Origin of the sequence: Afipia sp. Root123D2, assembly GCF_001425835.1 — a bacterium.
Lineage (GTDB): Bacteria > Pseudomonadota > Alphaproteobacteria > Rhizobiales > Xanthobacteraceae > Afipia.
Genome location: NZ_LMDP01000002.1, coordinates 378,778 through 404,221 on the forward strand (window position 1 = coordinate 378,778; position 25,444 = coordinate 404,221).

The window sequence follows — 25,444 nt, forward strand, 5'->3', positions numbered from 1 at the left end:
CGCAAAATAGGAGTTTTCCGACAATGGGCCAGAGACTTTCCGCTATTTTTTCCGCGAGATTGGACGAGCAGGAGCTTGCGGACGAAGTCGAACGCGCGAAAGCCGGATTTTCCGGACTGGGAGGCGCAGGCCGTAAACTGTCGCAAACCGCAGGACTGGGTGACTGGGGCGAAGGATTCGAACCATCAGATGGTGGAGGCCACACGCTCAACGGCGATCAACTGATAATCATTTCGTCGTTTCCTTATCAGTGAACGTCTCGATGGATTTCATCCTTCAATTATCAGCCAGCTTCGCTGGCTAACCGAATTTTCGCTTTGCACAAGACCCGACGTCACTGAACGTCCGCTTTGGGTCAAAAGCAGACTTCTCGGCGCACAGACAAGCGCAGTTGAGATGGAAATTTCTCGCCTATCTGGCCTGCACCCAGTGCGATCGAACCGATCTCTGGCTCAACTCCTCTGAAAACTGGAATATTTTCTGCGAGGGCCAGAGAATAGCTGCCAATTTTAGTCGGGTTGGCGGGAAAACGGTCCCTGTGGAGAATACGCCCGCGCGAAAAGCCCGCCATTGGCGGCCCTTTTTCGCAACCAACGGAGAAATTCTCCTAATCACGCACTGGCTGGCTGGGGCGGGAGGATTCGAACCTCCGCATGGGGGAATCAAAATCCCCTGCCTTACCACTTGGCGACGCCCCAACAGCATCGCGCGTTTCGGGCGGCATGGCCCGAGACACGCTCTTTGAAATCGCTCGTTCTGAAAAGCGGCGGGACCGTAGCCGCGCCGATTCATCGTGGCGACGCCGGTCTATAAAGCATTTTCCACCCACAAGGAAACCCGGTTTGCCGCCGGAACAGCCCCCTCCCGGCGACAAAACAGCCGTTTCGCAAGCCTGAATTCACCGCTAACCTTGCCCGAAATAGCCGTGGCGCGAGTTGAAAAACCCGCCGCTTCATGGAATCAGGGCGGGCCCGGCCCTGACCGCATAGAGAGATCGCTCAAGATGACCTACCGCGCCCCGATCAACGACATGCTTCTGTCCCTCAACCACGGCGCCGGCCTTTTGGCGGCCGTCGAAGCCGGACATTATAATGGCTATGAGGCCGAATTTTCCGCCTCCGTCATCGAGGAGGCCGGCAAGTTCGCGACCGACGTGCTTGAGCCGCTTAATCAGGTCGGCGATCAGAAGGGCATCGAGCTCACCGACAAGGGCGTGATCACCGCGCCGGGCTGGCCCGATGCCTACAAGCGCTGGTGCGACGGCGGCTGGAACGCGGTGTCAGGTTCGGAACAATGGGGCGGTCAGGGCCTGCCGCTCGCGGTGCATTCCGCCGTCAACGAAATCTGGAGCGCGTCCAACCTGTCGTTCGGCCTGTGTCCGCTGCTGACGCTGAGTGCAATCGATGCGCTCGAAGCGCACGGCTCCGAGGAGCTGAAGAAAATCTATCTCGAGAAACTGATCTCCGGCGTATGGCCTGGCACCATGCAACTCACCGAGCCGCAGGCCGGCACGGATGTCGGCGCGTTGCGCACCCGCGCCGAGAAACAGGCGGACGGCAGCTATCGCCTGTTCGGCACCAAGATCTTCATCACCTATGGCGATCACGACATGAGCGACAACATCGTTCATTTCATTCTCGCCCGCCTGCCCGGCTCGCCTCCGGGATCGAAAGGCATCACGCTGTTCCTCGCACCGAAATATCTCGTCAACGCCGACGGCTCGCTCGGCGCACGCAACGACATCTATGCCAGCGGCATCGAGCACAAGCTCGGCATCCATGCCTCGCCGACCTGCACCATGACCATGGGCGACAAGGGCGGCACAGTGGCGTGGGTGGTCGGCAAGGAAAATGGCGGCATGGCCGCGATGTTCACCATGATGAATCAGGCGCGGCTCGGCGTCGGCATTCAGGGCGTCGGTCTCGCCGACCGCGCTTATCAGCGCGCGCTCGCCTATGCGCAGGAGCGCAAGCAGGGCAAGGCGCGCGGCTCGAAAGGCGACGGCTCCGATCCGATCATCATGTTCCCGGACGTCAAGCGTAACCTGATGCTGATGCGCGGCCTCACCGCTGCCGCCCGCACCATCTGTTACGCCACCGCAGTCGCCATCGACATCTCGCACCGCGCGAGCGATGCCAAGGTGCGCGAGAAGGCCGCCGCGCGCGGCGCGCTGTTGACGCCGCTGGCGAAAGCGTTCTCCACCGATATCGGCAACGAGGTCGCCGCGATCGGTGTGCAGGTCCATGGCGGTATGGGCTTCATGGAAGAAACCGGCGCCGCGCAATACGTTCGCGACGCGCGCATCCTCACCATCTATGAAGGCACCAACGGCGTGCAGGCGCAGGACCTCGTGATGCGCAAGCTCGCGATGTCAGGCGGCGAAGCGGTGTGGGACCTGCTAAACGAATTGTCGGAGACCGTGAAACAGGTCGAAGCCTCGAACGATCCGGCATTCGGTACCACCGGCGCGAAGCTGCGCGATGCGTTGCAATCCGCCGAACGCGCCAGCAAATGGTTGCTAGAGAAAATCGCCAGCGCGCCGAACGAGGCGCTCGCCGGTTCGACGCCGTATCTGCGGCTGATGTCGTCGGCCACCGGCGGCGTCATGCTGGCGCGCGAAGCACTCGCCGCGCGCGGCGACGAGGCACTGCAGAGCGAGGCGCCGCGTTACGTCACGCTGGCGCGTTTCTTCGCGGAGAACGTTGCGGTGCAGGCCGGCGCGCTGGAGCGGGCGGTGATCGACGGTGCCGATGCCATCACCGGCGCGGACGCGGTGCTGGTGGGGTAGTTCTCACAAATACTCTTTATCATGGCCGGACTTGTTCCGGCCATCCCGATCAGGTGAGCACGGATGCCAACCTCAGCGGGATCACCGGGACAAGCCCGGTGATGACATCGGTTATGGCTGCCAGATTGTGCTTCACCCGAAGCATCCCGCCTGCGCGGGGACGACCCGGAGTGTTGAGCGCCCGACAACGCACATCACGCCCCTCACCCCAGCGGCTTTAGCCCCGCCTCGATTTCCTTGCGGCGCGGTTCGAGGAACGGCGGCAGCGCCAGCTTCTCGCCGAGTGTTTCCATCGGCTCGTCGGTGGCGAAGCCCGGCCCGTCGGTCGCGATCTCGAACAGGATGCCGTTCGGCTCGCGGAAATACAGACTGCGAAAATAGAAGCGGTCGACCTCGCCGCTGTTGTGCAGCCCGACCTCGTTGAGCCGCCACGCCCATGCGTGGTACTGCGCCTCGTCGGGCGTGCGGAACGCGACGTGATGCACGCCGCCCGCGCCCTGCCGCGACGCCGGCAGATCGCTCTGCTCGATCACATGCAGTTCGGCCGCCGGTCCGCCCTTGCCCATCTCGAAAACGTGGATGCGATGCTCGCTGTCGGGCGATGCATAGTCGCGCACCCGCCGCATGTTCATGACATCGACAAGCACGCGGGCGGTGCGCGCCAGATCCGGCACGTTGAGCACGATCGGGCCGAGCCCGCGAATCTGATGCTCGGCAGGCACCGGGCTTTTCTCCCACGGATGCGCCTCGCCGGTGCTGTCGTCCACCAGCACGAACCGCTGGCCCTCGGGATCTTCGAACGGCAGGGTCAGGCGGCTATCGACTTCGGTGACGCTGCCGGTGTGAACGCCGAGCTTGATGAAACGATCGCGCCAGAAGCCGAGACTTTTTTCGCCGGCAACGCGCAGACCGGTGCGTGACACGCTGCGGGTGCCGCGCTGTTCGCGGGCCGCCGGCCAGTCGAAGAAGGTCAGGTCAGTTCCGGGGCTGGCCTTGCCGTCGGCATAAAACAGATGATACGCGCTGACATCATCCTGATTGACGGTCTTCTTCACCAGCCGCATCCCAAGAACGCCGGTATAGAACGCCACATTTTCCTTCGCGTGGGCCGAAATCGCGGTCAGATGATGAATGCCGGTGAGCTGCATCGGGTTTCTCCTGGCAAAATAGCTTTCATAAAGCCGGTCATTATCAATATTGGCACCATTCCGGATCATGTAAGGTGGCCGGGAACCGATTGCCAGCGGTGCCGTTTTCCAAACCGGGGATGACCGATGACCGACAATGTGACTGCCACCGATGACGACGCGACGCGCGTCATCACGCTGCGGCGGCCTGACAAGAAGAACGCGCTGACGCAGGACATGTACGCTGCGATCAGCCGGGCCATCGACGGTGCGCAGACCGATTCCAAGATTCGCTGTCTGGTCATCAGCGGCGGCGCCGGCGCCTTCACCGCCGGCAACGACCTCGACGACTTCCTCAAGGCCAGCGGCAATTCGACTGGCGACCGGCCGATGAATGCGATCAACTTCCTGCGCTCACTCGCGCATAACGCCAAACCGCTGGTCGCGGCGGTGGACGGCGTTGCGGTCGGCGTCGGCACCACGATGATCTTTCATTGCGACTACGTCATCGCCAGCACCGCGGCGAGCTTCTCGACTCCGTTCATTCATCTCGGCCTCGTTCCGGAAGGCGCATCGAGCCTGCTGGTGCCGATGGCGATGGGCCATCAGCGGGCGTTCGCAATGCTGGTGATGGGACAGAAGATCAGCGCCGAGGATGCCAAGCAGGCTGGTTTCGTCAACGCCGTTGTCGCGCCCGGCCATGCCGAGGATGAAGCGCGCAAGATCGCGCGCCAGATTTGCGCTCTGCCCGCCGAGGCCGTGGCGCTGTCGCGCAAGCTGCTCAAGACGCCGCCGGAAGACCTGATGCGCCGCATCGATCACGAGAGCAAACTGTTCGGCGAGCGCATGACCTCACAGGAAGCGGTCGCCGCTTTCAACGCGTTCTTCGCCCGGAAGAAAGCCTGACCGCCGACCGCGACACATTTTGCTACAGGACACTTGCGTACAGGACACCTGCCCGATCATGACAACACTTCTGCTCAGCCATTCCGCCTCCTTTCATCATGAAACTCCCGAAGGACACCCAGAGCGCCCGGCGCGAATGAAGGCAGTCGAGGAAGCGCTGGCGGCACCGCAGTTCAACGATCTGGTGCGCGAGCCGGCGCCGGAAGGCTCGCTGGATACCGTCGCGCTGTGCCACAACGAGCATTACATCGACGAGCTGCGCCACATCGCGCCGAAGGACGGCATCGTCTATATCGACGGCGACACCTCGATGTCGCCGGGCACATGGGAAGCGGTGATGCGCGGCGTCGGCGGCGCAGTCGCCGCAACCGATGCGGTGATGACCGGCAAGGCGGCCAACGCCTTTGTCGCGACGCGTCCGCCCGGCCATCACGCCGAGACGGCGAAGCCGATGGGCTTCTGTTTCTTCGACCATGCCGCGATCGCGGCGCGCTACGCGCAGCGCAAGTACGGCATCACGCGCGCCGCGGTGGTCGATTTCGACGTCCATCACGGCAACGGCACGCAGGATATTTTCTGGTCCGATCCCACCGTGATGTATTGCTCGACGCACCAGATGCCGCTGTTTCCCGGCACCGGCGCGACCTCGGAACGGGGCGAACACGACACCGTCGTCAACGCGCCGCTACACCCCGGCGACGGCGGCCCGAAATTCCGCCAGGCGTTCGAAGGCATGATCCTGCCGCAACTGAAAAAGTTCGCGCCGGAGCTGATCGTGATTTCTGCCGGCTTCGACGCGCACTGGCGCGATCCGCTCGCCAACATCCAGCTCAGCGAGCAGGACTTCGGCTGGGTGACGCGAAAGCTGATGGAGCTGGCCGATGAAACCGCGCAGGGCCGCGTCGTCTCGGTGCTTGAGGGCGGCTACGACCTGAAGGGTCTGCACGACTCGGTGACCGAGCATGTGACGGCGCTGATCGGGAAGTAGACCTGTACAAAGGATATGTCATGCGCGGGCGTGACAATTCCACGGTGTCGTCCCTGCCCATGACAACGCGGGAATCTCCCGCTACATTGCAGCCACAATGCCCCCGCAAATCGCTCCTAGATTTTGCGCACCATTCAATCGATTCAGGAACGCAACACAATGGCCGACACTGCCCACGCGGACGTCAAGAAGCTCAGCTTCGAACGCGCCATCGAGGAGCTGGAATCGATCGTCAAGCGCCTTGAGGACGGCAAGGTGCCGCTCGAGGAATCGGTCGCGATCTATGAGCGCGGCGAAAGCCTGAAGCGGCGCTGCGAGGAACTGCTGCGCCAGGCCGAGGCGCGCGTCGACAAGATCACCACCGACGCCAATGGCCAGCCGGCGGGCACCGAACCGCTCGACGTTAAGTAGCCGCTGCGCGCCCTGAAAATTCAGGCCGGACGCACCCTTCCCGGTACTATAATTCCATTGAACCGGAACGATCGTCCCGACACCAATGATCGGGGCTGATTTCTTGTCTGTTTTCAGCCGCTTACGCCGCGCGGGGAAACCACCTTTTCCCGCACGGTGGATTGGCATCGCTTTTGAATTGTTATAAGTCACGGGTCCGCCTTGCGATTTCCCCTTTCGGGGGCCCGGCGCACCCCAAACCATTTCGGATACCGCACGTGTCAAACCCGCGACCCACGCCCCTTCTCGACGCCGCGCCGACGCCGGACCTGCTGCGCAAGCTCAAGCCCGAGCAGTTGCGCCAGTTCGCCGACGAGCTGCGGCAGGAGACCATCGACGCCGTCTCCGTGACCGGCGGACATCTCGGCGCAGGCCTCGGTGTCGTCGAACTGACCACGGCGCTGCACTACGTGTTCGACACGCCGCGCGACCGCATCATCTGGGACGTCGGCCATCAGGCCTACCCGCACAAGATACTCACCGGGCGGCGCGACCGCATCCGCACCCTGCGCACCGGCGGCGGCCTGTCGGGATTCACCAAGCGCACCGAGAGCGAATACGATCCGTTCGGCGCGGCCCATTCATCGACCTCGATTTCCGCCGGCCTCGGCATGGCAGTCGCGCGCGATATTCAGGGCGGCAAGAACAACGTGATCGCCGTGATCGGCGACGGCTCGATGTCCGCCGGCATGGCCTACGAGGCGATGAACAATGCCGGCGCGCTCGACTCGCGCCTGATCGTCATCCTCAACGACAACGACATGTCGATTGCCCCGCCGGTCGGCGCGATGTCTGCCTATCTGGCGCGGCTGATCTCCAGCCAGACCTACGGCTCAGCGCGGGAGATTCTGAAAAACCTCGCCCACCGGCTGCCGAAATTCTTCGAGGACCGCGCGCTGCGCGCCGAGGAATACGCCCGCGGCATGGTGACCGGCGGCGCGCTGTTCGAGGAGCTGGGCTTCTTCTATGTCGGCCCGATCGACGGCCACAATCTCGATCACCTGTTGCCTGTGCTGAAGAACGTACGCGATGCAGGGAACGGCCCGATCCTGATTCATGTCGTCACGCAAAAGGGCAAAGGATATGCCCCGGCCGAAGCCTCCCCCGACAAATATCATGGCGTGGTGAAGTTCGACGTCGCCACCGGCGCGCAGGTCAAGGCGAAGTCCAATGCGCCATCCTACACCAGCGTGTTCGGCCAGAGCCTGATCAAGGAAGCCGAAAAGGACGACAAGATCGTCGCCATCACCGCGGCGATGCCCGGCGGCACCGGCGTCGATATGTTCGGCAAGGCGTTCCCGAAGCGCACCTTCGATGTCGGCATCGCCGAACAGCACGCAGTGACCTTCGCCGCCGGTCTCGCCACCGAAGGCTTCAAGCCGTTCGTCGCGATCTATTCGACCTTCCTGCAGCGCGGCTACGATCAGGTCGTGCACGACGTCGCGATCCAGGGCCTGCCGGTGCGCTTCGCGCTCGACCGCGCGGGTCTCGTCGGCGCCGACGGCCCGACCCATGCCGGTTCGTTCGACAACACCTATCTCGGCTGCCTCCCCGGCTTCGTCATCATGGCGGCCGCCGATGAAGCCGATCTCGTCCACATGGTGGCGACGCAGGTCGCACTCGATGACCGGCCCAGCGCGTTGCGCTATCCGCGCGGCGAAGGCCGTGGCGTCGAGATGCCGGAATTCGGCGTGCCGCTGGACATCGGCAAGGGCCGCATCATGCGCGAGGGCTCCAAGGTGGCGCTGCTGTCGTTCGGCGCGCGGCTTGGCGAATGCCTCAAGGCCGCCGATGAACTCGCAAGCCACGGACTGTCGGCCACAGTGGCCGATGCGCGTTTCATGAAGCCGCTCGATATCGACATGGTGCTCAAGCTCGCGCGCGATCACGAGGTGCTCATTACCGTCGAGGAAGGCGCGATCGGCGGCTTCGGCACCCATGTCATCCAGGCGCTGGCCGACCATGGCGCGCTCGATGGCGGTGTGCGCGTGCGCCCCATGGTGCTGCCGGACACCTTCATCGATCACGACTCGCCGGCGGCGATGTATGCCGAAGCCGGCCTCGTCGCCAAGGGCATCGTCGCCAAGGTGTTCGAGGCGCTGGGCAAGGACGCGGCCTCGACCAAGCTGGCGTGACGCCGCACGCCTGACGACGTTGACTTTGAAAGAGGCGACATGGCCGAACGGCAACGCGCCGATCTTCTGCTGGTTGAACGCGGAATCTTCGAAAGCCGCGCGCGGGCGCAAGCCGCGATCGAGGCCGGTCGCGTCACCGCCAACGGCAAGACCATTGCGAAACCGTCAGAGACAATTCCATCAGACGCCGTGATCGACGCCGAACCGGCGCATCCGTGGGTGTCGCGTGGCGGCGTCAAGCTGGCGGCGGCGCTCGAGCAATATCCCATCGAGATCGAGGATCATGTCTGCATCGACGTCGGCGCCTCGACCGGCGGCTTCACCGAAGTGCTGCTCGCGAATGGCGCGAGTCTCGTCTACGCCATCGATGTCGGCACCGCGCAGTTGCATCCGAGCCTGCATGGCAATCCGAAAATCGTCTCGATGGAGAATACCGACATCCGCTCACTCGCCGGCAAACGTCTCGAAATCCGTCCGGATATCGTGGTGATCGACGTCAGTTTCATTTCGCTGAAGCTGGTGCTGCCTGCCGTCCTGCCGCTGGCCGCGTCGCCGATGCACCTGCTGGCGCTGATCAAGCCGCAATTCGAGGCTGACCGCAAGCTCGCCAAGAAAGGCATCGTGCGCGACGAGGCCGTGCATCGCGCGGTATGCGACGACATTGCGGCGTTCGTCGCCTCGCTCGGCTGCACCGACATCGAGGTCTTCCCGTCCGCGATTCTCGGCGGTGACGGCAACCGCGAATTCTTCATCGGCGCGCGCCGTGGTTGAACGCCTGACGATCGATCATGTCGGCCATCGTGGTGACGGCGTCGTTCATGCCGGCAGCAGTCCAATCTATGTGCCTTATGCGCTGGGTGGCGAAATCGTCGAAGCGGACGATGTGCCGGGCCATCCCGACCGCAAACACCTGCTGCGCGTTGAGCGAGAAAGCCCCGAGCGCATCGCACCGTTCTGCCTGCATTTCGGCACCTGCGGCGGCTGCGCGATCCAGCACTGGCAGCCGGACGCCTATCGCGCGTGGAAACGGCAACTGGTGGTCGATGCTCTGGCGCATGCGAACATTCAATGCGAGGTCGGGGATCTCATCGACGCTCACGGCAGCGGGCGGCGGCGCGTGGTGTTTCATGCCCGCCGCAGCCAGAATGGTGTCCTGCGCACGGGCTTTGCTGCAGCAGGACAACACGAGATTATCGCCATCGACCGTTGCCCGATCCTCGATCCGGCGCTGCATGGCGCGATCAATGCCGCGAACGATCTCGCCGAAGCGCTCGAGCCTGCCAATAAGCCGCTCGACATCCAGATCACCGCGGCCGACAACGGTCTCGATGTCGATGTGCGCGGCTCCGGTCCGTTGACGACCGCGCTGCTGACCGAGATTTCAAAACTCGCGGCGAAGCACAATCTGGCGCGGCTGACGCGGCACGGCGAACTGGTCATCATGCGCGCGCCGCCCGTGATACAGATCGGCCGCGCACAAGTGACGCTGCCGCCGGGATCGTTCATGCAGCCGACCGTCGCGGGCGAGGAGACGCTGGCCCGTCTTGCGTTCGAGCGTTGCAAGGGCGCGAAGCACATCGCCGACCTGTTTTGCGGCATCGGCCCGTTCGCGTTGCGGCTGGCGGAAAAATTCCGCGTCACCGCGTTCGACAGCGACGAGCCGGCGGTGACTGCGCTGCGTAACGCCATCAAGGCGACGCAGGGATTAAAGCCGATCAAGGCCGAGACCCGCGATCTGTTTCGCCGTCCGCTGATGCCGCAGGAACTGCGCGACTACGATTGCGTGGTGTTCGATCCACCGCGCCAGGGCGCGGAGGCGCAGTGCCGGCAACTCGCCGCCAGCAAGATCGCCCATGTGGTGGCGGTGTCGTGCAACGCGGCGACCTTCGCACGCGACGCCCGCATCCTGATCGACGGCGGCTTCAAGCTGGACAGCGTCACGCCGGTCGATCAGTTCCGTCACACGCCGCATGTCGAACTGGTGGCGCGGTTCCGGCGCTGAATGAGCTTGCCCCGGACGCTGCGCAGCGTGCAGCGATCCGCCACTGATCCGGGGCCGTTCCAGCTTCCGAATGTGGAAAGGCCCGGTTCTGCGAGGCAGCGTTTCACGCTGCGTCTCACCTCGGGACACACACCACAGAATCTGAAAACGCTCTCAATACCGTCCCCAGCGGTCCTGCCAGATCTTCTCGCCGATCAGGCACGACACGCGTGGCTGCGGTGCTGCCGCCGGGATCACCGGACGTTCCGGCACCCTGCCCGCCACCTCCATCACCAGTTTGGTGCGGATCGCTTCGTTGAATTTGTCGCGACCCTGGATCGCGACCACAAACGACCCCGGCCCGCCGATCACGCAATCCTCGTAATAGACATCGAGGTTCTCGATATCCATCGTCGCGGCGTTGGTTTCCTTGACCATGAAGGGCAACCCGTTGATGACCACGCCCTTGGCGAGCGCCGCGTCGCGCGCAACCGTCACCGGCTCGCCATTGTTGTTGGGGCCGTCGCCGGAGACGTCGATGACCCGGCGCAATCCGCGATACGGATTGTCCGCAAACAGCCCCATGCCGAAATTAATCGCGCCGGAAATCGAGGTGCGCGACGCGCGGCGCAGCGGCGCCTTGAGGATTTCCTCGGCGACCGCGCCGGCCGATTCCGGGCCGTCGATGATCCGCCACGGGATGATGACCTTCTGGTCGTGCGATGCCGCCCATTCAAAATAGGTGACTGCGATCTTGCCGGTCGGCCCGGTCTTGAGCGCCTGGAGGAATTCGCTGGAGATCACCGCCTGCGCGTAACCCTCGCGCTGCACCGCCAGTTCATCCATGTCCATCGAGTAGGATACATCGACGGCAAGGATCAGTTCGACATCGACGCGTTTCGATTCATCGACTGGCTGGTTCTGGCTGAGCTTGGGCGCGGGAGCGGCCACTCCGGCCACATCTCCGCCGACCAAGGCTGCGGCGGCGAGCGCCGCTCCGATCGAGACACACCAACGCATTGTGGTCCTCCCGTCGTCATCCCCGGCATGATGGTGACACGAGCCCGCGCCGCGCAAAAGATGGAATCCGATTCAGGCCGCGAAAGTGCGCTCATCGGTATGATGGGGTAGATGAACCGAGGCTGGTTTGCCCGAAAAAAGGCCGTAAATGGCCAATATTTACCAACATTTCACCTAATTTTCCTACGGTTGAGGCGCGGCTGCCCCCGCCACCCAAATGCGCCGGCATCCGATTGGAACTCGCCACCATCTCGATCCTGCCCCGGATCCGGACGCCCGTCCGGTCGCCGCAGAATCACGCCTTCAGATTTTCCGCCGGCTAGAACGGCCACTTGAGGATTTCGACAATGCTATCCAGGCTCTCCATTCGCACCAAACTGATCACGCTCGTTGCGCTCCTGCTGTTGACTCTCGGAGCCATGGGCGCATTTGCCGTTGTCGAAATGCGAGCCATCAATGCCGCCGCGCAGGACACCCAGACCCGCTGGCTTCCGAGCATTCGCCATCTCAGCGAACTCCGCATTCAGGCCGCGCGCTATCGCGCCGTGCTGCGTGACACCCTGACGGAGCCGGACGAAAAGTTCATGGCCGACATCGAGCGCAATCTCGCGGCCCGCACCAAGGATTACGACGCCGCCAACAAGGCGTATCAGCCGCTGATTTCGTCCCCTGAAGAAAAAGCCCTTCACGACCAGCTGAGCGCAACCTGGCAGACGTTCCAGGCCGCCGCGCGTGAGGTCGTCGAACATGCGCGCAAGCGCGACACGGCCGGTGCCCGCGAAATCAATGCCAAGCGAGCGACACCCGCCGGTCGCGATCAGGATGCCGTGTTGAAGAAAATGGTCGAGATCAGCGACAAGGGCGCGGAAAGATCAGGCCTGCATGCTCACGAGGTTCACGACAACGCATTCATGATCGTGCTCGTCGCGATCGCCATTGCCATCGCGCTGGGCGCAGTGGCCGCATTTCTGGTTGTGCGCGATGTCGCAAGCGGCATTGCCTCCGTATTGAAGCCGATGCGTTCGCTTGCCGACGGCGATCTCAGCGCCGACGTTCCCCATCAGGGCGAATCCACCGAAATCGGCCAGATCGCCGGCGCGGTCCAGGTGTTCAAGACCGCGATGATCGCCAAGAAATCCGCCGACGAGGTGGCGGCGCAGGACGCCAGCGCCAAACTGCGCCGCGCCGAAACCGTGGACGAGATCACGCGCAAGTTCGAGGCGATGGTCGGCGAGATGGTCGGATCGCTTGCATCGGCATCCGCCGAAATGGAAGCGACGGCGAGCACCATGACCAATGCTGCCGACGTCACAAACCAGCTCTCCAACTCGGCCGCCAAGGCCTCGCAGGACGTGTCCGACAGCATCCAGTCCACCGCGGCGGCAACCGAGGAGATCACCTCGTCGGTCAACGAAATCAGCCGTCAGGTGCTGGAATCGAGCCGGGTCGCCAAGCAGGCGGTCCATCAGGCCGAGAAGACCAATTCCAGCATCAGCGAACTGTCGCAAGCCGCGGCGCGGATCGGCGACGTTGTGAAGCTCATCACCGCCATCGCCGAGCAGACCAACCTGCTGGCGCTCAACGCCACCATCGAGGCGGCGCGCGCTGGCGAAGCTGGCCGCGGCTTTGCCGTGGTGGCTTCCGAGGTCAAGGCTCTGGCGTCGCAGACCGCCAAGGCCACCGACGAGATCGGCGCCCAGATCTCCGAGATGCAGGCCGCGACCGACGATTCGGTGACGACGATCCGGGAGATCAGCACCACCATCAATCTGATCTCCGAGATTTCATCGACGATCGCCGCCGCCGTCGAGGAGCAAGGCGCCGCCACCCAGGAAATCGCCCGCAACGTCCAGCAGGCCGCCGGACTGAGCGCCCAGGTCGCAACCAACATCAACGACGTCAGCAAGGGCAACAGCGAGACCGGCGCGGCATCGGCGCAGGTGTTCGCGGCGGCGCAATCGCTATCCCGCGAAAGCACGCATCTCCAGACCGAGGTGCACAACTTCATCACCACGATCCGCGCGGCGTAAGGATATTCCTCAGGCCTCCGGGATCGAGGCAGTGCCAAGGCGCAGCGGGCGCGGCGAAGTCCGCGCCCGGCGCGAGGGCCCGCAAGACTGCCCCTCCGCGCACTCATGCGGTCCACGCCGGGCGCCACTGCGCAAATACCGCATCCGATTGGCCCGCCGCGGGCCAAACCTTTACGAACATTTCACCGAAAAACCTGAGATTACTACCGCGACTCCGAGCCCCGAACAGGACCGGAGTCGCGCTCGCTTACAGGTGCCCGCCGCATCACGGCCAACGGGTTAGAAAAACCCAGGGAATTCGCAAATGCTCTCCAGATTCTCCATCCGCGCGAAACTGATCACTGTCATTTCATTCCTGCTCGTCGCCATGATCGGCCTTGGCCTGGTGGCCATCGCAGAGATGCGGGCGATCAACGCAAATGCCACCGACATCCAGAGCAACTGGCTGCCCAGCGTCCGCCTGCTCGGCGAACTGCGCACCGGCGTGACCAGCTATCGCAGCGTGCTCCGGGAGCACATGCTGGTGGAGACCGAAGACGAAAAGATCGCGCAGGAAAAGACTCTCGAGATGCTCGCCCAGAGCAACCTGAAAATCCGCCAGGAGTACGAGAAGCGGATCACCTCGCCCGAGGAACGCGCGCTGTATAACGATTGGGTCAAGACCTGGGACGACTACAAGAAGGGCGCGCAGGAAGTCGTCGTGCTGTCGCGCAAGAATTCCGGCACCTCGACCCACGACGCTCATGAAATGAATATGATCAGCGTCAACCTGATCGGATTGAAGGCCGACAAGATTCTGGAAAAAAGCATCGAGCTCAACAACAAAGGCGCCGATGCCGCCGGGACGCAGGCGACCAGCAGCTATCAATTCGCCTTTCTGATCGTGTCAGCGATCCTCGGAATCTGCGCCGTGCTCGGAATCGCCGTCGGCATTTATCTGATCCGGGACGTTTCGCGCGGCATCGCCTCGATCGTGATGCCGATGCGGGCGCTGGGCGAAGGCGACCTCTCCGCCGATGTTCCGCATCAGGGCGAGAAGACCGAAATCGGGACGATGGCGAGTGCCCTGCAGGTCTTCAAGGACGCGCTGATCGCCAAGAGGGCCGCCGACGAAGCCGCGGCGCGCGATGCCGACGCCAAGATCCAGCGCGGCCAGCGGGTCGACAACATTACCCGCGAATTCGAGTCGCTGATCGGCGAACTGGTCGACTCGCTGTCGTCGTCCTCGACCGAGCTTGAGGCCGCAGCCAACACCTTGACCACCACCGCCGAGACCACCGGCGAAATCTCCGGCTCGGCCGCAACCGCGTCGCAGGAAGTCTCCGCCAACGTCCAGTCGGTGTCGGTCGCCACCGAGGAGATCACCTCCTCGGTCGCCGAAATCAGCCGTCAGGTCCAGGAGTCGAGCCGCATCGCCAACGACGCCGTACGTCAGGCGCAGAAGACCGACACCAGCATCACCGAACTGTCGCAGGCGGCAGCGCGGATCGGCGACGTGGTGAAGCTCATCACCGCGGTGGCCGAGCAGACCAACCTGCTGGCGCTCAACGCCACCATCGAGGCGGCGCGTGCCGGCGACGCCGGCCGCGGCTTCGCCGTGGTCGCCTCCGAAGTGAAGGCGCTGGCCTCGCAGACCGCCAAGGCCACCGACGAAATCAGCGTGCAGATCGCCGGAATGCAGGCGGCGACGCAGGAATCGGTGTCGACGATCAAGGAGATCGGCAGCACCATCAACCTGATCTCCGAAATTTCGGCGACCGTCGCAGCCGCAGTGGAAGAACAAGGCGCGGCGACGCAGGAAATCGCCCGCAGCGTCCAGTTGGCCGCCGAGCGGTCCGGCCAGGTCGCGACAAGCATCGGCGATGTCAGCCGTGGCGCCGGCGAAACCGGGGCCGCTTCGAGCCAGGTCCTGTCCTCGGCGCGGATGCTGTCGAGCGACAGCGCCCGTCTCAAGACCGAGGTGCAGAAGTTCCTGACCACGGTGCGCGCGGCCTGATAGACGTTATATCCCGAACGCAAACGGCGGCCGCACCGGCCGCCGTTTTCTTTTGCGCGTGGTCTGGATCGCGCTTCACCACATCCGGCGGTAATCGGCGAATTTCCGCAGCGTCGCGTCATAACGCACCGGCACGATCCACGGCAGCGCCAGTTGCATGATCCAGTTGGCGACCGGCGACACATGGCGCACGTAAAGGTCGATCGGATCGAGCCGGTGGCGCATGTGCAGCTTGGGATCGTAGTTCAGCCCGCTGCTGCGGAACCGCTTGTAGCCATGCGCCATCGCCCAGCTGATCACGTCGCGCGAAATGGTGTGATAGAGATGCAGATCGAGCGCGAAGGCGTAATCGAGGCCGATATACTCCGCATAGATATCGTCGTCCTGCACCATGCACAGCGCAAACGCCATCAGCGTGTTGCCGCGGTACCAAGTGAAAAAGCGCGCCTTGTCGCTCATCTCGTCGCCGAGACGGCGGAAATAGTCCTTGGTCAGTTTCTCGAAGTGGAAACTGGAGCGTTCGTAGATCTGCAAAGCGGATAGATCTCGTCGATGAAGCTCGCCGCGTTGATGGTCACCGTCATTTCGAGATTGGCGCTCTCGGCGGCACGGAATTTTTTGCGCAGGTCGCGGCGCATTTTTGCGCTCAGCGCCTTCTCCATGTAGTCGTCGAAACTGTCGTAGTCGATATCGAGCGTCGTCATCGGCATGCTGGGAGCACGGCCGAATCCCGCGCGCTCGAAACACGCGAGTTCGCGCCTGGCCTTGCGGGGAAATTCCTTGAGCACTATCATCTGGGCACCCAGCGCGCACGCCTGCGCGACAATCCCGCGCGACAGCGCCTTGGCAACCGTCGCGGCAGTCAGCTTCGCGCTGCGGGCAATATGCCCCTCGCCTGCCGTGCATCCCAGCATCAACGTGCGCAGTTTAAGGAAGCGCGGATAACGGCGGCGAATGCGCGCGATCAGCGATGAGCGATCAAGCCTGATGCCTTCGAGCACGTCCTGATCGAGCAGGAAATAAGACTGAACCGCCAGTACCCGCCCGCCCGCCCGCATCGCGGATGGCGAAATACCCGTAATCGAAATGATCGCGGATCGTATCCGCGACAATCTCGTAATAGCGATGATCCTTGCGCTGATCGGCGAACGCGACGGGCCATGCCTCGCAGGCCCGTAGCTCGTCGCGCCGGATCGGACCGACCGACAGGGATTCATGGACCGAATCCGGAATGTGCTGCTCCATCCGCCGTTCTGGCCTTGATCCGACCGCGTTCACGCGGCCGCCCCGTCCTCGGTTGTCGTCAATAACAAAACGCATCGGCGATAGAGCAGTTCCGGATTTCACCTCTCAGGAAATCGGGACTGATAGGAATAATGCTGGCGCTGAAGGTTATTTGTCAGCCAGCGGACCGTGGGCGGTATTCTCGTCCGGTAATCCGTAGACGCGCTCGGGCGCAGCGAAACCCGCTACCGAAAAATGACCGAGATCGGCCCAGTCCGTCCCGGCGTGATGGGCGAATTCGGCCGATGCGACAATTGTGCGGTTGAGGCGGCCTGCGATCTTCTCGATCCGGGCCGCGAGATTCACCGCCGGGCCGATGCAGGTAAAATCGAGCCGGTTGCCGCCGCCGATATTGCCATAAAGCACCTTGCCGACATGCAGCGCGAGGCCGAAGCGGAAACTGCCGAGCGTATCGGCGCCGTCGGCATACGTCATCGCCGCGACGCTCTCCCGGCTTTTGCGCGCCGCCGCCAGCACGCGGGCGCACACGGCTTCCGCATCGCTATCGTCGGCCGCGATCGGAAACACAGCGAGCAGGCCGTCGCCCATGAACTTCAGCACCTCGCCGCCATGATCGAGGATCGCCGGCACCTGACAGTCGAAATAGCGATTGAGAATCTCGACCACCGCCTCCGGCGACAGCCGGTCCGACAACGGCGTGAACCCGCGCAGATCGGACAGCCAGATCGCGGCGTTCATGGTTTCGGTATGGCCGCGCCGGATCTGACCCGCAAGAATCCGCGCACCGGCGCCGGCGCCCACATAGTTGTCGAGCAGGCCGGCCGCAGTCCGGCGCAGCAGGAAAATCTCGATCATCCGGGTCAGCGACGGCATCACGGCGCGGATGCCGTCGAGCTGCGCGCCGGTAAAGCCACCGTTGTCCCTTGTGACCCAACTGCAGGCGTGGATCGTGCCATCCGACATCAGGAGGGGATAGGCCAGATAGTCGGTGGCGCCCTGCTCGCGCATTTCCGCGAAGAACGGCGAGTTGCTGGCATCCGTGCCGATCAGGCGCTGCCGCACCTCGCGACCGTGCTCGAACACGATTGCGAGCGGACTGGTGAGGAAGAAATCCTCGCGCTCGTCGCCGTGGGATATCGCGCCGACCGAAACTCCTTCACCGCTCCGCCACACGAAATTTCGCCCCAGCATACTGGGGTGAAGTGTGCGAACGAACACACCGACGCGCCACAACGGGATGCCGCAATCGACCAGACGCTCGCAAGTCTCGGTCATGAAGAGATCGACCTGCGGCGTCGAGCGCGCGCCGTCGGCCAGCCAGTCGATCACGCTGTTGACGGAAATGGTTTGAACAGTGGGTTCGGACATGCGCGGTATTTTTGCGCTGACGAATGCGGCAGGGTCAAGGGTTATGCCGAGCATGTCCCGTGCGCGATGCAGCGTGCAACGCTGCTTCGCAGACCCGGGACCGTCCCACGCTCGGAGTCTGGAACGGCCCCGGATCAGCAGCGCACGCTATCGCGCTGCGCAGCATCCGGGGCACTGCAACGCTCCCTCGGGAAGAATGAGAACCTACCCGCCCACCTGGCCGCGATGACGCAGGAAATGATCGGCGATCACACATGCCACCATCGCCTCGCCCACCGGAACCGCACGGATGCCGACGCACGGATCGTGGCGGCCCTTGGTGAGGATATCGGTGTCGGCGCCGCTGCGTTCGATGGTCTTGCGCGGCGTCAGGATCGACGACGTCGGCTTGACCGCAAAGCGCGCCACCACCGCCTGCCCGGTGGAGATGCCGCCGAGAATGCCGCCGGCATGATTGGACAGGAATACCGGGCCGTTGTTGCCCATCCGCATTTCGTCGGCGTTTTCCTCGCCATGCAGCTCCGCCGCGCCGAAGCCGGCGCCGATCTCGACACCCTTGACCGCGTTGATGGTCATCAGCGCCGATGCCAGATCGCTGTCGAGCTTGCCGTAAATCGGCGCGCCCAGTCCCGCCGGCATGCCTTCGGCGACCACTTCAACCACCGCACCGATCGACGACCCCTTCTTGCGGATATCGTCGAGATAATCGGCGAAGAACGCGGCTTTCGTTTTGTCGGGACAGAAGAACGGATTGCGGCCGACCTCGTTCCAGTCCCAGTTGGCGCGGTCGATCTTGTGCGGTCCCATCTGCACCAGCGCAGCACGCACATTGAGACCCGGAACGATCTTGCGGGCAATGGCGCCGGCAGCGACACGGGTCGCGGTTTCGCGTGCCGACGAGCGGCCGCCGCCGCGATAGTCGCGCAGGCCGTATTTCGCTTCATAGGTGAAGTCGGCGTGACCGGGACGGAACTTGTCCTTGATCTCGGAATAATCCTTCGAACGCTGATCGGTGTTCTCGATCATGAGCGCAATCGGCGTGCCGGTGGTGACCTGCCCGCTTTCAGTCTCCATCACGCCGGACAGGATTTTGACCTGATCGGCTTCCTGGCGCTGGGTGGTGAAGCGCGACTGGCCCGGACGGCGGCGGTCGAGATCGCGCTGGATCTCCTCCACCGTCAGCGGAATTTTCGGCGGGCAGCCATCGACCACGCAGCCGATCGCCACCCCGTGGCTTTCGCCGAAGGTGGTGACGCGAAACAGATGGCCGAAGGTGTTGAAGGACATGGGTGAACTCGGATCTGCGAACTGTCCGCACTAATGTTGACAAACAACAATTAATTACTGTCGTAAACCGCGCGGACGGAAGGGTCAAATCGTCAGATTCAGAGATCGTCATGGCCGGGCTTGTCCCGGCCATCCCGCTTAGGGACACACCGTGCCCAACTAAGCGAGATCACCGGGACAAGCCCGGTGATGACCTTAAGAGCGCGGAGCCCTCTTTCCCCTCTCCCCTTGTGGGAGAGGGTGGCGCGCTGTGAGCAGCGCGAACAGCGTAACGGGTGGGGTACCTCACAAACGGGGCATTCGCCCTCAACTATGCTTCGTCACCTGCCCGTCGGCGAAGACATAGACCACGCCCTGCTCGATGGTGAGATCGGCGGCGCCGACCGGCGTCTCGACATCGAGCGCCACCAGCAGCGCCCGCATCGAGCCGCCATGCGACACCGCGACCGTGTCCTGCAACAGCGAGTCGTACCAGTCGCGCATCCGCAGCGTCACCGAGGCGTAGCTCTCGCCGCCGGGCGGCGGCACACCCCACTTGTCGATCTGGCGCTCGGCGAACACATCCGGATGCGATTGCTCCATCTGCATCAGCGTCGAACCTTCCCAGTGGCCGTAACCAATCTCGCGCAGGCGATCGTCGATCTGATAGCCGTGCGGCGGCACGCCGAGCGCGCCGCGCAGCAATTCCATCGTGTTGCGTGCGCGCCCAAGCGGCGACGACACGAACGGAATCCTCCGAGGGTCATGGGAATCGTTCGTCAGGATGTCGGCGAGCAATTCGCCGGAGCGGATCGCCTGGCTCTTGCCGATGTCGTTGAGCGGAATGTCCTGCGAACCTTGAAAGCGGCCGGCAGCATTCCATTCGGTCTGGCCGTGGCGGACGTAATAGACGACGGGTTTGGGCATTAGGGAGTCAGCTCACGAAAGAAGTCTGCGAGTGTCATGGCTGGAGTCGTTCCGGCCATCCCGCTTAGGGACGCATTGTGCCTGCCTTATCGGGATCACCGGGACAAGCCCGGTGATGACAGATGGAATTCAAGACGCGCCGGCGGCGCAAGTTGTTTGGCGACTACTCCTTCGCCAGCGAAATATCCGGCGACGCGGGATTCTTCATGCCGACGGCATGATAGCCGGCATCGACGTGATGAACCTCGCCGGTGACGCCGCGCGACAGGTCGGACAGCAGATACATCGCGCTGTCGCCGACTTCCTCCTGCGAGACGTTCCGGCGCAGCGGCGCGTTGTACTCGTTCCACTTGAGAATATAGCGGAAGTCGCCGATGCCGGACGCCGCGAGCGTCTTGATCGGCCCCGCCGAAATCGCGTTGACGCGGATGTTCTTCTCGCCGAGATCGGCGGCGAGATAACGCACGCTGGCCTCCAGCGCCGCCTTGGCCACGCCCATCACGTTATAATGCGGCATCCACTTCTCGGCGCCGTAATAAGTCAGCGTCAGGATCGAACCGCCGTCGGTCATCAGATGTTCGGCGCGCTGGGTGATCGCGGTCAGCGAGTAGCACGAGATCAGCATCGACTTGGAGAAGTTCTCCTGCGTGGTCTCGAGATAGCGGCCGTCGAGCTGATCCTTGTCGGAGAACGCGATGGCGTGAACGACGAAGTCGATCTTGCCCCACTGCTTCTTCACCTCGGCGAACACCGCATCGATGGTCGCCGGATCGGTGACGTCGCAATGGCCGAGCGTGATCGCACCGAGTTCCTTGGCGAGCGGCTCGACCCGCTTTTTCAGCGCGTCGCCCTGCCACGTCAGCGCCAGTTCCGCGCCCTGGTCGCGGCAGGATTTGGCGATGCCGTAGGCGATCGAGCGGTTGTTGGCGACGCCCAGGATCACCCCGCGCTTGCCGCGCATCAGGCCCATATTATCCGCCATGTTCTGAAATCCCGTGCTGCTGCGTGAAATGCGCGCTCCTCTTGGCATAGGCGATTTGGCCGTTCAAGCGCCCGGGGCGGGACGCCGCCACGAGATATCGGAATACTTGCGAATACAGGGTGTTATCATTCACATGGGACCGCTGAGCCGGCGGCCCGCCACCAGCAATCGGCGACAGATGAGCGACTTCCGGCACAGCGTTGAAACCATGATCCCGGCCCTGCGCCGCTACGCGCGGGCACTGACACGGGATACCGATATCGCCGACGACCTCGTGCAGGATACGCTGGTGCGGGCGCTGCGCTCCGAGAAGCTGTTCCTCGGCGGCGATTTGCGCGCGTGGCTCTATACGATTTTAACCAATCTCAACCGCAACCGCCGCCGCTCGCTGGCGCGGCAGCCGAACATGACCGTGCGGCTCGACACCGAATCCGAGCCGAGCGGCACCGAGGCCGAGGGCCGCGACATCGCCCGCGCGCTCGACACGCTGCAGGAAGACCAGCGCGCGGTGCTGCTGCTGGTGGTGCTGGAAGGCCTGAGTTACCGCGACGTCGCCGACATTCAAGGCGTGCCGATCGGCACCGTGATGTCGCGCCTCGCACGCGCCCGCGCGCAGGTCCGCGCCGTTCTCGAAGGCCAGCGCCCGGCGCTGCGGCGGGTGAAGTGATGAGAGGTGAGAACAAATTGAATTCGGTCCATGGCGGGAAGCATGCTGACCTCCCTCCCCCTTGTGGGGAGGGTCGGCCGAGCGCAGCGGAGGCCGGGGTGGGAGTATCGAAACACAACCGCACTTCCCCCACCCGGCGCGCTGTTCGCTTCGCTCTCAGCGCGCCACCCTCCCCACAAGGGGGAGGGAAAGACTACGCACACACGGAATTTTTGACGAAAGACCACATCGATGACTGACACCAGCATTCCCGTCACCGAGGACGAACTCCACGCTTACGTGGACAACGAATTGCCTACCGAGCGCCGCGCGGCGGTGGAAACATGGCTCGCCGCGCATCCGGATGCTGCCGCGCAGGTCGCGTCGTGGCGCGCGATGGGCGAACTACTGCACGTCAAATACGATTCCGTTGCCGATGAATCGGTGCCGAAGCGGCTCGAGATCGAGCGGCTCGCGCGACAGCCGCGGCGCTGGATCTACGGCGCGGTCGCGGCGACGCTCGCGGCATTCGTGATCGGCGGCGGCGTCGGCTGGGTCGCGCATGGCGCCACCGCCAAACCGTCGGTGTTCGCGAGCCTGACCGGCGATGCGCTCGAGGCCCACCAGCTTTACGTCGTCGAGGTGCGTCATCCGGTCGAGGTGGCGGGCAGCGAACGCGCCCATCTCCAGCAATGGCTGAGCAAGCGCTGCGGCTATCAGGTGCGTGCGCCCGAACTCGACAAGACCGGGCTCAAGCTGGTCGGCGGCCGCCTGCTGCCGGGCCCCGCCGGGCCTGCCGCGTTCCTGATGTATGAAAGCGCGTCGGGCGAGCGCTTCACGGTCTACACCTCGCGCACCAAATCCGACGCGACGCAGATGCGCTACGCTGCGCGCGACAAAGATGGCGCAATGTTCTGGGCAGAGGACGGCGTCGGTTATGTGGTGTCGGGACCGACCGACAAGGAGAAGCTGATGCACGTCGCGCGGCTGGTCTACGACCAGAACGAAAAGGCCGGATTGTAACGCGCGCCATAAGCGCGGGTGCGATCAGGCCTTCTGGAGCGCGAGCATCACGCCGCCGAGGGTGATCGCCATCGCCAGGACCTCGCGCAGGCCGAGCGGCTCGCCGAGGATCAGCGCGGCGGACACGACTCCGATCGGCGGCACGATCAGCATTCCGATCGACGCGGTGGCGGGCGGCAGCCGGCGCAGCGTTTCGAACCACGTCATGTAGCAGATGCCCATCGGGATGATGGTCATGTAGGCCATCACCGCCCAGCCGATGCCCGACAGCGCCCCGTAATCCGGCTTCTCGAACGCGACACCCAGCACGACCATCGCGAGACACCCGAGCCCGACCTGCCAGGCCACCAGCGCGATCGGCGGCACGGGAATCGGCTTGCGGTTGAGAATATTGCCGAGCGCGAACAGGATCGCCGACGACAGCGCCAGCAGCACGCCCAGCAGTTTGTCGTGGCCAAGCGAAAGACCCTGCCCGCCGAACAGGATGGCGAGGCCGGTGACGCCGAGCGCCAGCGCCGCGACATCGCGCAACGTCGGCCGCGTGCCGAGCAGCGGCCAGGCGAACAGCGTCGCCCAGATCGGCATCGTATAGACCAGCAGCGCACCTTCGCTGACGCTGATCCATTTCATCGCCATATTGGTGAAGCCCATCCACGCAAAGACGTTGGTGAACGCGGCGAACAGCAAGCGTGGAATCGCCTCGCGCGGAACCTTCAGTTGCTCGCCGCGCCCGGCCGCGACCGCAGCCAGAATGAGCGCCGCCGCGACGCCTGCCAGCCCGCGCGAGAACAGCGGCGGCCATTCGCGCAACAGGATCTTGACGCCGGGCCAGTTGAGGCCCCAGCCCAGCGCGGTGATGCCGAGACACAGAAAGCCGATCCACCTTGCTCGATTCATGGCTTCTGCAAATGTCTCAAAAAATCTCCCGACCGCAGCGGGCGCTGTCTCGCGGCGGCTTATAGCTGCCGCCCCCGCCGCCAACAATCGTCACAGCCTCATGCCTGCCGTGCATCCGCACAGCAAAAGCCCGGCCCGGCAGATGCCGGACCGGGTTTCGCAACTCTCACGCTTCAAGATCGTCAGGCGACCAGCGAACCGTAATAATCGTTGACGCCGCGCGTGCGATCCGCGGACCAGTCCCATGCGGAATCGTTGGCGTATTTCGGCGCGGTCTTGAACTTGTCGGACGGGATCATGGTCTGGTAGCCGCCGAGATCGGTGTTGTATTTCAGCGACTGCCACGGCAGCGGATAGTGATCGTCGCCAATGCCGAGAAAGCCGCCGAAGCTGAGAACGGCGAACGACACCTTGCCGCTGAGCTTGTCGATCATCATCCGCTCGATCGAACCGATCTTCTCGCCGTCGGCGCCGTACACCGCGGTGCCGTCCACCTTGTCGCTGCCGATCAGATTGTGGGTTTCCTTGATTTCAGTCGCCATTGCATGGTCCTCCATTTCAAAGAGACAACGTGCGAGGCTCGCTCATGTTCCGATGGAACATGAGGAAAGACTTGCTATAGCGCAGTGTGTCGTCGGCGTAGCCCGGATGGAGCGCAGCGCAATCCGGGACGTCAACAGAATCTACCTGCATTTCGCTGCGCTTCATGCAGGCTACGGCCTACGATCCATCAATCTTCCGGCTCGCCGAAATCTCCGTCGACTGCAATGCCGTTGCCACCCCAGTCGCGCGGCAAAATTCCATCCCGGATATACCGGTGCACCGACAAAAGCTTCCAATCCGCCGGCGCGGACACCAGCTTATGCTTGACCGGATTGAAGTGGATATAATTCGCGCAACGCTCGAAATCGGCATCGCTGCGAATGGTATGCTCCCAGAAGCGCCGTTGCCACAGATCGTATTCTCCACGCGCATTCTGCGACGCGGATACACCCGCTCTCACCGCGTTTCGCGTAAAGCCGCTCTTGATTCGCTTCCATCGTCCGGAGAAATTGGCATCACCCGGCGGCAGCGTCCAGATCGCGTGAAGATGATCCGGCAGCACGGCAATCGCGTCGATGGTGAATGGCTGCTCGTCGCGCGCGCGGCGAAATGCTTCGCGCAGAAATCCGACATGATCGACAAGCAATGGCGCACGCCGATTCTGTAGCGTCACCGTGAAAAAGAATGTCCCGCCCGGAACGAGATTGCGTCGATATCGAACCATTGCGCGAGCCTACCCCGGATTACGCTTCGCTCCATCCGGGGCTACGTCCCTGAATCTTATTCAAAGAAACCATTATCAGCAAAATCTTGACATCCGCCCTTTATAGGACTATATTCCTCTCATCCCGTCTCACTTTGAGGGGCGGCTCGCGATCGTCACAAGACGCGAGGCGGGATGCGGTGGACGCGATCGGTGCTCGATCGCCGTGACGCGCGTGACGCTCTCCGGCTTGCCGGACAAAGCTGCGCGCCGATGGCGATGACGACCACACCGGTCTCGTACGGCCCAAGGCGTGTCATCCCGGCGCATCGGCTTGCGCCAAGAGGCAGGATGCCGCTCCCGCTAAGGCGGAGGCAGCATCCGGTAGCAGCGGAACGGTGGTGTAATCAGCACCGGCCACCG

23 protein-coding genes and 1 tRNA gene are annotated in these 25,444 nt (G+C 63.5%); 12 read left to right on the plus strand and 12 right to left on the minus strand.

Annotated elements, in window-relative coordinates; all coding sequences use genetic code 11:
* The first annotated feature begins 23 nt into the window (after window positions 1-23).
* A complete protein-coding gene (locus ASC80_RS10925; protein ID WP_156464357.1) occupies window positions 24-254 on the plus strand; it encodes a hypothetical protein in 231 nt (76 codons plus the stop codon).
* A gap of 369 nt (window positions 255-623) precedes the next feature.
* Here the strand turns inward: ASC80_RS10925 and ASC80_RS10930 are convergent.
* A tRNA-Gln gene (locus ASC80_RS10930) sits at window positions 624-698 on the minus strand.
* A gap of 305 nt (window positions 699-1,003) precedes the next feature.
* Between ASC80_RS10930 and ASC80_RS10935 the strand changes: the two genes are divergently transcribed.
* On the plus strand, window positions 1,004-2,788 hold the full coding sequence (locus ASC80_RS10935) for an acyl-CoA dehydrogenase family protein (protein WP_056296703.1): 1,785 nt from the start codon (window positions 1,004-1,006) through the stop codon (window positions 2,786-2,788).
* 203 nt (window positions 2,789-2,991) lie between these two features.
* Here ASC80_RS10935 and ASC80_RS10940 read toward each other — a convergent pair whose 3' ends face one another.
* The gene (locus tag ASC80_RS10940; protein WP_056298727.1) at window positions 2,992-3,936 is read right to left on the minus strand and encodes a ring-cleaving dioxygenase; all 945 of its coding nucleotides are present in this window, start codon (window positions 3,934-3,936) and stop codon (window positions 2,992-2,994) included.
* A gap of 126 nt (window positions 3,937-4,062) precedes the next feature.
* Here ASC80_RS10940 and ASC80_RS10945 point away from each other — a divergent pair, with 126 nt between their 5' ends.
* The 6 genes from ASC80_RS10945 (at window position 4,063) to ASC80_RS10970 (ending at window position 10,396) form a co-directional block, all read left to right on the plus strand.
* Entirely contained in the window at window positions 4,063-4,821 is a 759-nt protein-coding gene (locus tag ASC80_RS10945) for an enoyl-CoA hydratase-related protein (protein ID WP_056296706.1), read from the plus strand.
* Window positions 4,822-4,879: 58 nt separating this feature from the next.
* Window positions 4,880-5,809 (plus strand): histone deacetylase family protein, encoded by a 930-nt coding sequence (locus ASC80_RS10950; RefSeq protein ID WP_056296710.1) that lies wholly within the window; start codon window positions 4,880-4,882, stop codon window positions 5,807-5,809.
* Between the two features lie 159 nt (window positions 5,810-5,968).
* Window positions 5,969-6,220: an exodeoxyribonuclease VII small subunit gene (locus ASC80_RS10955; protein WP_056298730.1), complete on the plus strand. Its 252-nt coding sequence runs from the start codon at window positions 5,969-5,971 to the stop codon at window positions 6,218-6,220.
* 257 nt (window positions 6,221-6,477) lie between these two features.
* The gene (gene dxs / locus ASC80_RS10960; RefSeq protein ID WP_056296713.1) at window positions 6,478-8,394 is read left to right on the plus strand and encodes a 1-deoxy-D-xylulose-5-phosphate synthase; all 1,917 of its coding nucleotides are present in this window, start codon (window positions 6,478-6,480) and stop codon (window positions 8,392-8,394) included.
* Between the two features lie 39 nt (window positions 8,395-8,433).
* Window positions 8,434-9,165, plus strand: coding sequence for a TlyA family RNA methyltransferase (locus ASC80_RS10965; RefSeq protein ID WP_056296718.1), 732 nt, complete (start codon window positions 8,434-8,436; stop codon window positions 9,163-9,165).
* Window positions 9,158-10,396: a class I SAM-dependent RNA methyltransferase gene (locus ASC80_RS10970; RefSeq protein WP_056298733.1), complete on the plus strand. Its 1,239-nt coding sequence runs from the start codon at window positions 9,158-9,160 to the stop codon at window positions 10,394-10,396. The genes ASC80_RS10965 and ASC80_RS10970 overlap by 8 nt, the downstream gene beginning before the upstream one ends.
* 153 nt (window positions 10,397-10,549) lie before the next feature.
* Here ASC80_RS10970 and ASC80_RS10975 read toward each other — a convergent pair whose 3' ends face one another.
* On the minus strand, window positions 10,550-11,395 hold the full coding sequence (locus ASC80_RS10975) for a DUF1194 domain-containing protein (protein WP_056296719.1): 846 nt from the start codon (window positions 11,393-11,395) through the stop codon (window positions 10,550-10,552).
* 347 nt (window positions 11,396-11,742) lie between these two features.
* On the opposite strand from ASC80_RS10975, the gene ASC80_RS10980 reads away from it, so the two are divergent.
* Both ASC80_RS10980 and ASC80_RS10985 read left to right on the plus strand, forming a co-directional pair.
* Window positions 11,743-13,425 (plus strand): methyl-accepting chemotaxis protein, encoded by a 1,683-nt coding sequence (locus ASC80_RS10980; protein ID WP_056296723.1) that lies wholly within the window; start codon window positions 11,743-11,745, stop codon window positions 13,423-13,425.
* Between the two features lie 304 nt (window positions 13,426-13,729).
* Window positions 13,730-15,421, plus strand: a complete 1,692-nt coding sequence (locus tag ASC80_RS10985) for a methyl-accepting chemotaxis protein (protein ID WP_056296726.1) — start codon at window positions 13,730-13,732, stop codon at window positions 15,419-15,421.
* 75 nt (window positions 15,422-15,496) lie between these two features.
* Here the strand turns inward: ASC80_RS10985 and ASC80_RS24395 are convergent, their stop codons facing one another.
* From ASC80_RS24395 to fabI, 6 genes are all read right to left on the minus strand, one after another.
* Window positions 15,497-15,955: a GNAT family N-acetyltransferase gene (locus ASC80_RS24395; RefSeq protein ID WP_244487250.1), complete on the minus strand. Its 459-nt coding sequence runs from the start codon at window positions 15,953-15,955 to the stop codon at window positions 15,497-15,499.
* Entirely contained in the window at window positions 15,913-16,479 is a 567-nt protein-coding gene (locus ASC80_RS24400; protein WP_244487251.1) for a hypothetical protein, read from the minus strand. The genes ASC80_RS24395 and ASC80_RS24400 overlap by 43 nt, the downstream gene beginning before the upstream one ends.
* A 334-nt stretch (window positions 16,480-16,813) precedes the next feature.
* Window positions 16,814-18,034 (minus strand): adenylate/guanylate cyclase domain-containing protein, encoded by a 1,221-nt coding sequence (locus tag ASC80_RS10995; RefSeq protein ID WP_056296729.1) that lies wholly within the window; start codon window positions 18,032-18,034, stop codon window positions 16,814-16,816.
* A gap of 204 nt (window positions 18,035-18,238) precedes the next feature.
* The gene (gene aroC / locus ASC80_RS11000; protein WP_056296732.1) at window positions 18,239-19,321 is read right to left on the minus strand and encodes a chorismate synthase; all 1,083 of its coding nucleotides are present in this window, start codon (window positions 19,319-19,321) and stop codon (window positions 18,239-18,241) included.
* A 306-nt stretch (window positions 19,322-19,627) separates the two neighbouring features.
* On the minus strand, window positions 19,628-20,227 hold the full coding sequence (locus ASC80_RS11005; RefSeq protein WP_056296735.1) for a histidine phosphatase family protein: 600 nt from the start codon (window positions 20,225-20,227) through the stop codon (window positions 19,628-19,630).
* Window positions 20,228-20,390: 163 nt separating this feature from the next.
* Window positions 20,391-21,209, minus strand: coding sequence for an enoyl-ACP reductase FabI (fabI, locus tag ASC80_RS11010; RefSeq protein ID WP_056296736.1), 819 nt, complete (start codon window positions 21,207-21,209; stop codon window positions 20,391-20,393).
* A gap of 178 nt (window positions 21,210-21,387) precedes the next feature.
* On the opposite strand from fabI, the gene ASC80_RS11015 reads away from it, so the two are divergent.
* Both ASC80_RS11015 and ASC80_RS11020 read left to right on the plus strand, forming a co-directional pair.
* A complete protein-coding gene (locus tag ASC80_RS11015; RefSeq protein WP_056298734.1) occupies window positions 21,388-21,876 on the plus strand; it encodes a sigma-70 family RNA polymerase sigma factor in 489 nt (162 codons plus the stop codon).
* A 231-nt stretch (window positions 21,877-22,107) separates the two neighbouring features.
* The gene (locus ASC80_RS11020) at window positions 22,108-22,878 is read left to right on the plus strand and encodes an anti-sigma factor family protein (protein WP_056296738.1); all 771 of its coding nucleotides are present in this window, start codon (window positions 22,108-22,110) and stop codon (window positions 22,876-22,878) included.
* A gap of 24 nt (window positions 22,879-22,902) precedes the next feature.
* Here the strand turns inward: ASC80_RS11020 and ASC80_RS11025 are convergent, their stop codons facing one another.
* The 3 genes from ASC80_RS11025 to ASC80_RS11035 all read right to left on the minus strand — a co-directional run bounded on the left by ASC80_RS11025 (window position 22,903) and on the right by ASC80_RS11035 (window position 25,042).
* Window positions 22,903-23,775, minus strand: coding sequence for a DMT family transporter (locus ASC80_RS11025; protein WP_056296741.1), 873 nt, complete (start codon window positions 23,773-23,775; stop codon window positions 22,903-22,905).
* Window positions 23,776-23,957: 182 nt separating this feature from the next.
* Window positions 23,958-24,317 (minus strand): PRC-barrel domain-containing protein, encoded by a 360-nt coding sequence (locus ASC80_RS11030; protein WP_056298739.1) that lies wholly within the window; start codon window positions 24,315-24,317, stop codon window positions 23,958-23,960.
* A 188-nt stretch (window positions 24,318-24,505) separates the two neighbouring features.
* Window positions 24,506-25,042: an REP-associated tyrosine transposase gene (locus ASC80_RS11035; protein ID WP_056296744.1), complete on the minus strand. Its 537-nt coding sequence runs from the start codon at window positions 25,040-25,042 to the stop codon at window positions 24,506-24,508.
* Between the last annotated feature and the right edge of the window lie 402 nt (window positions 25,043-25,444).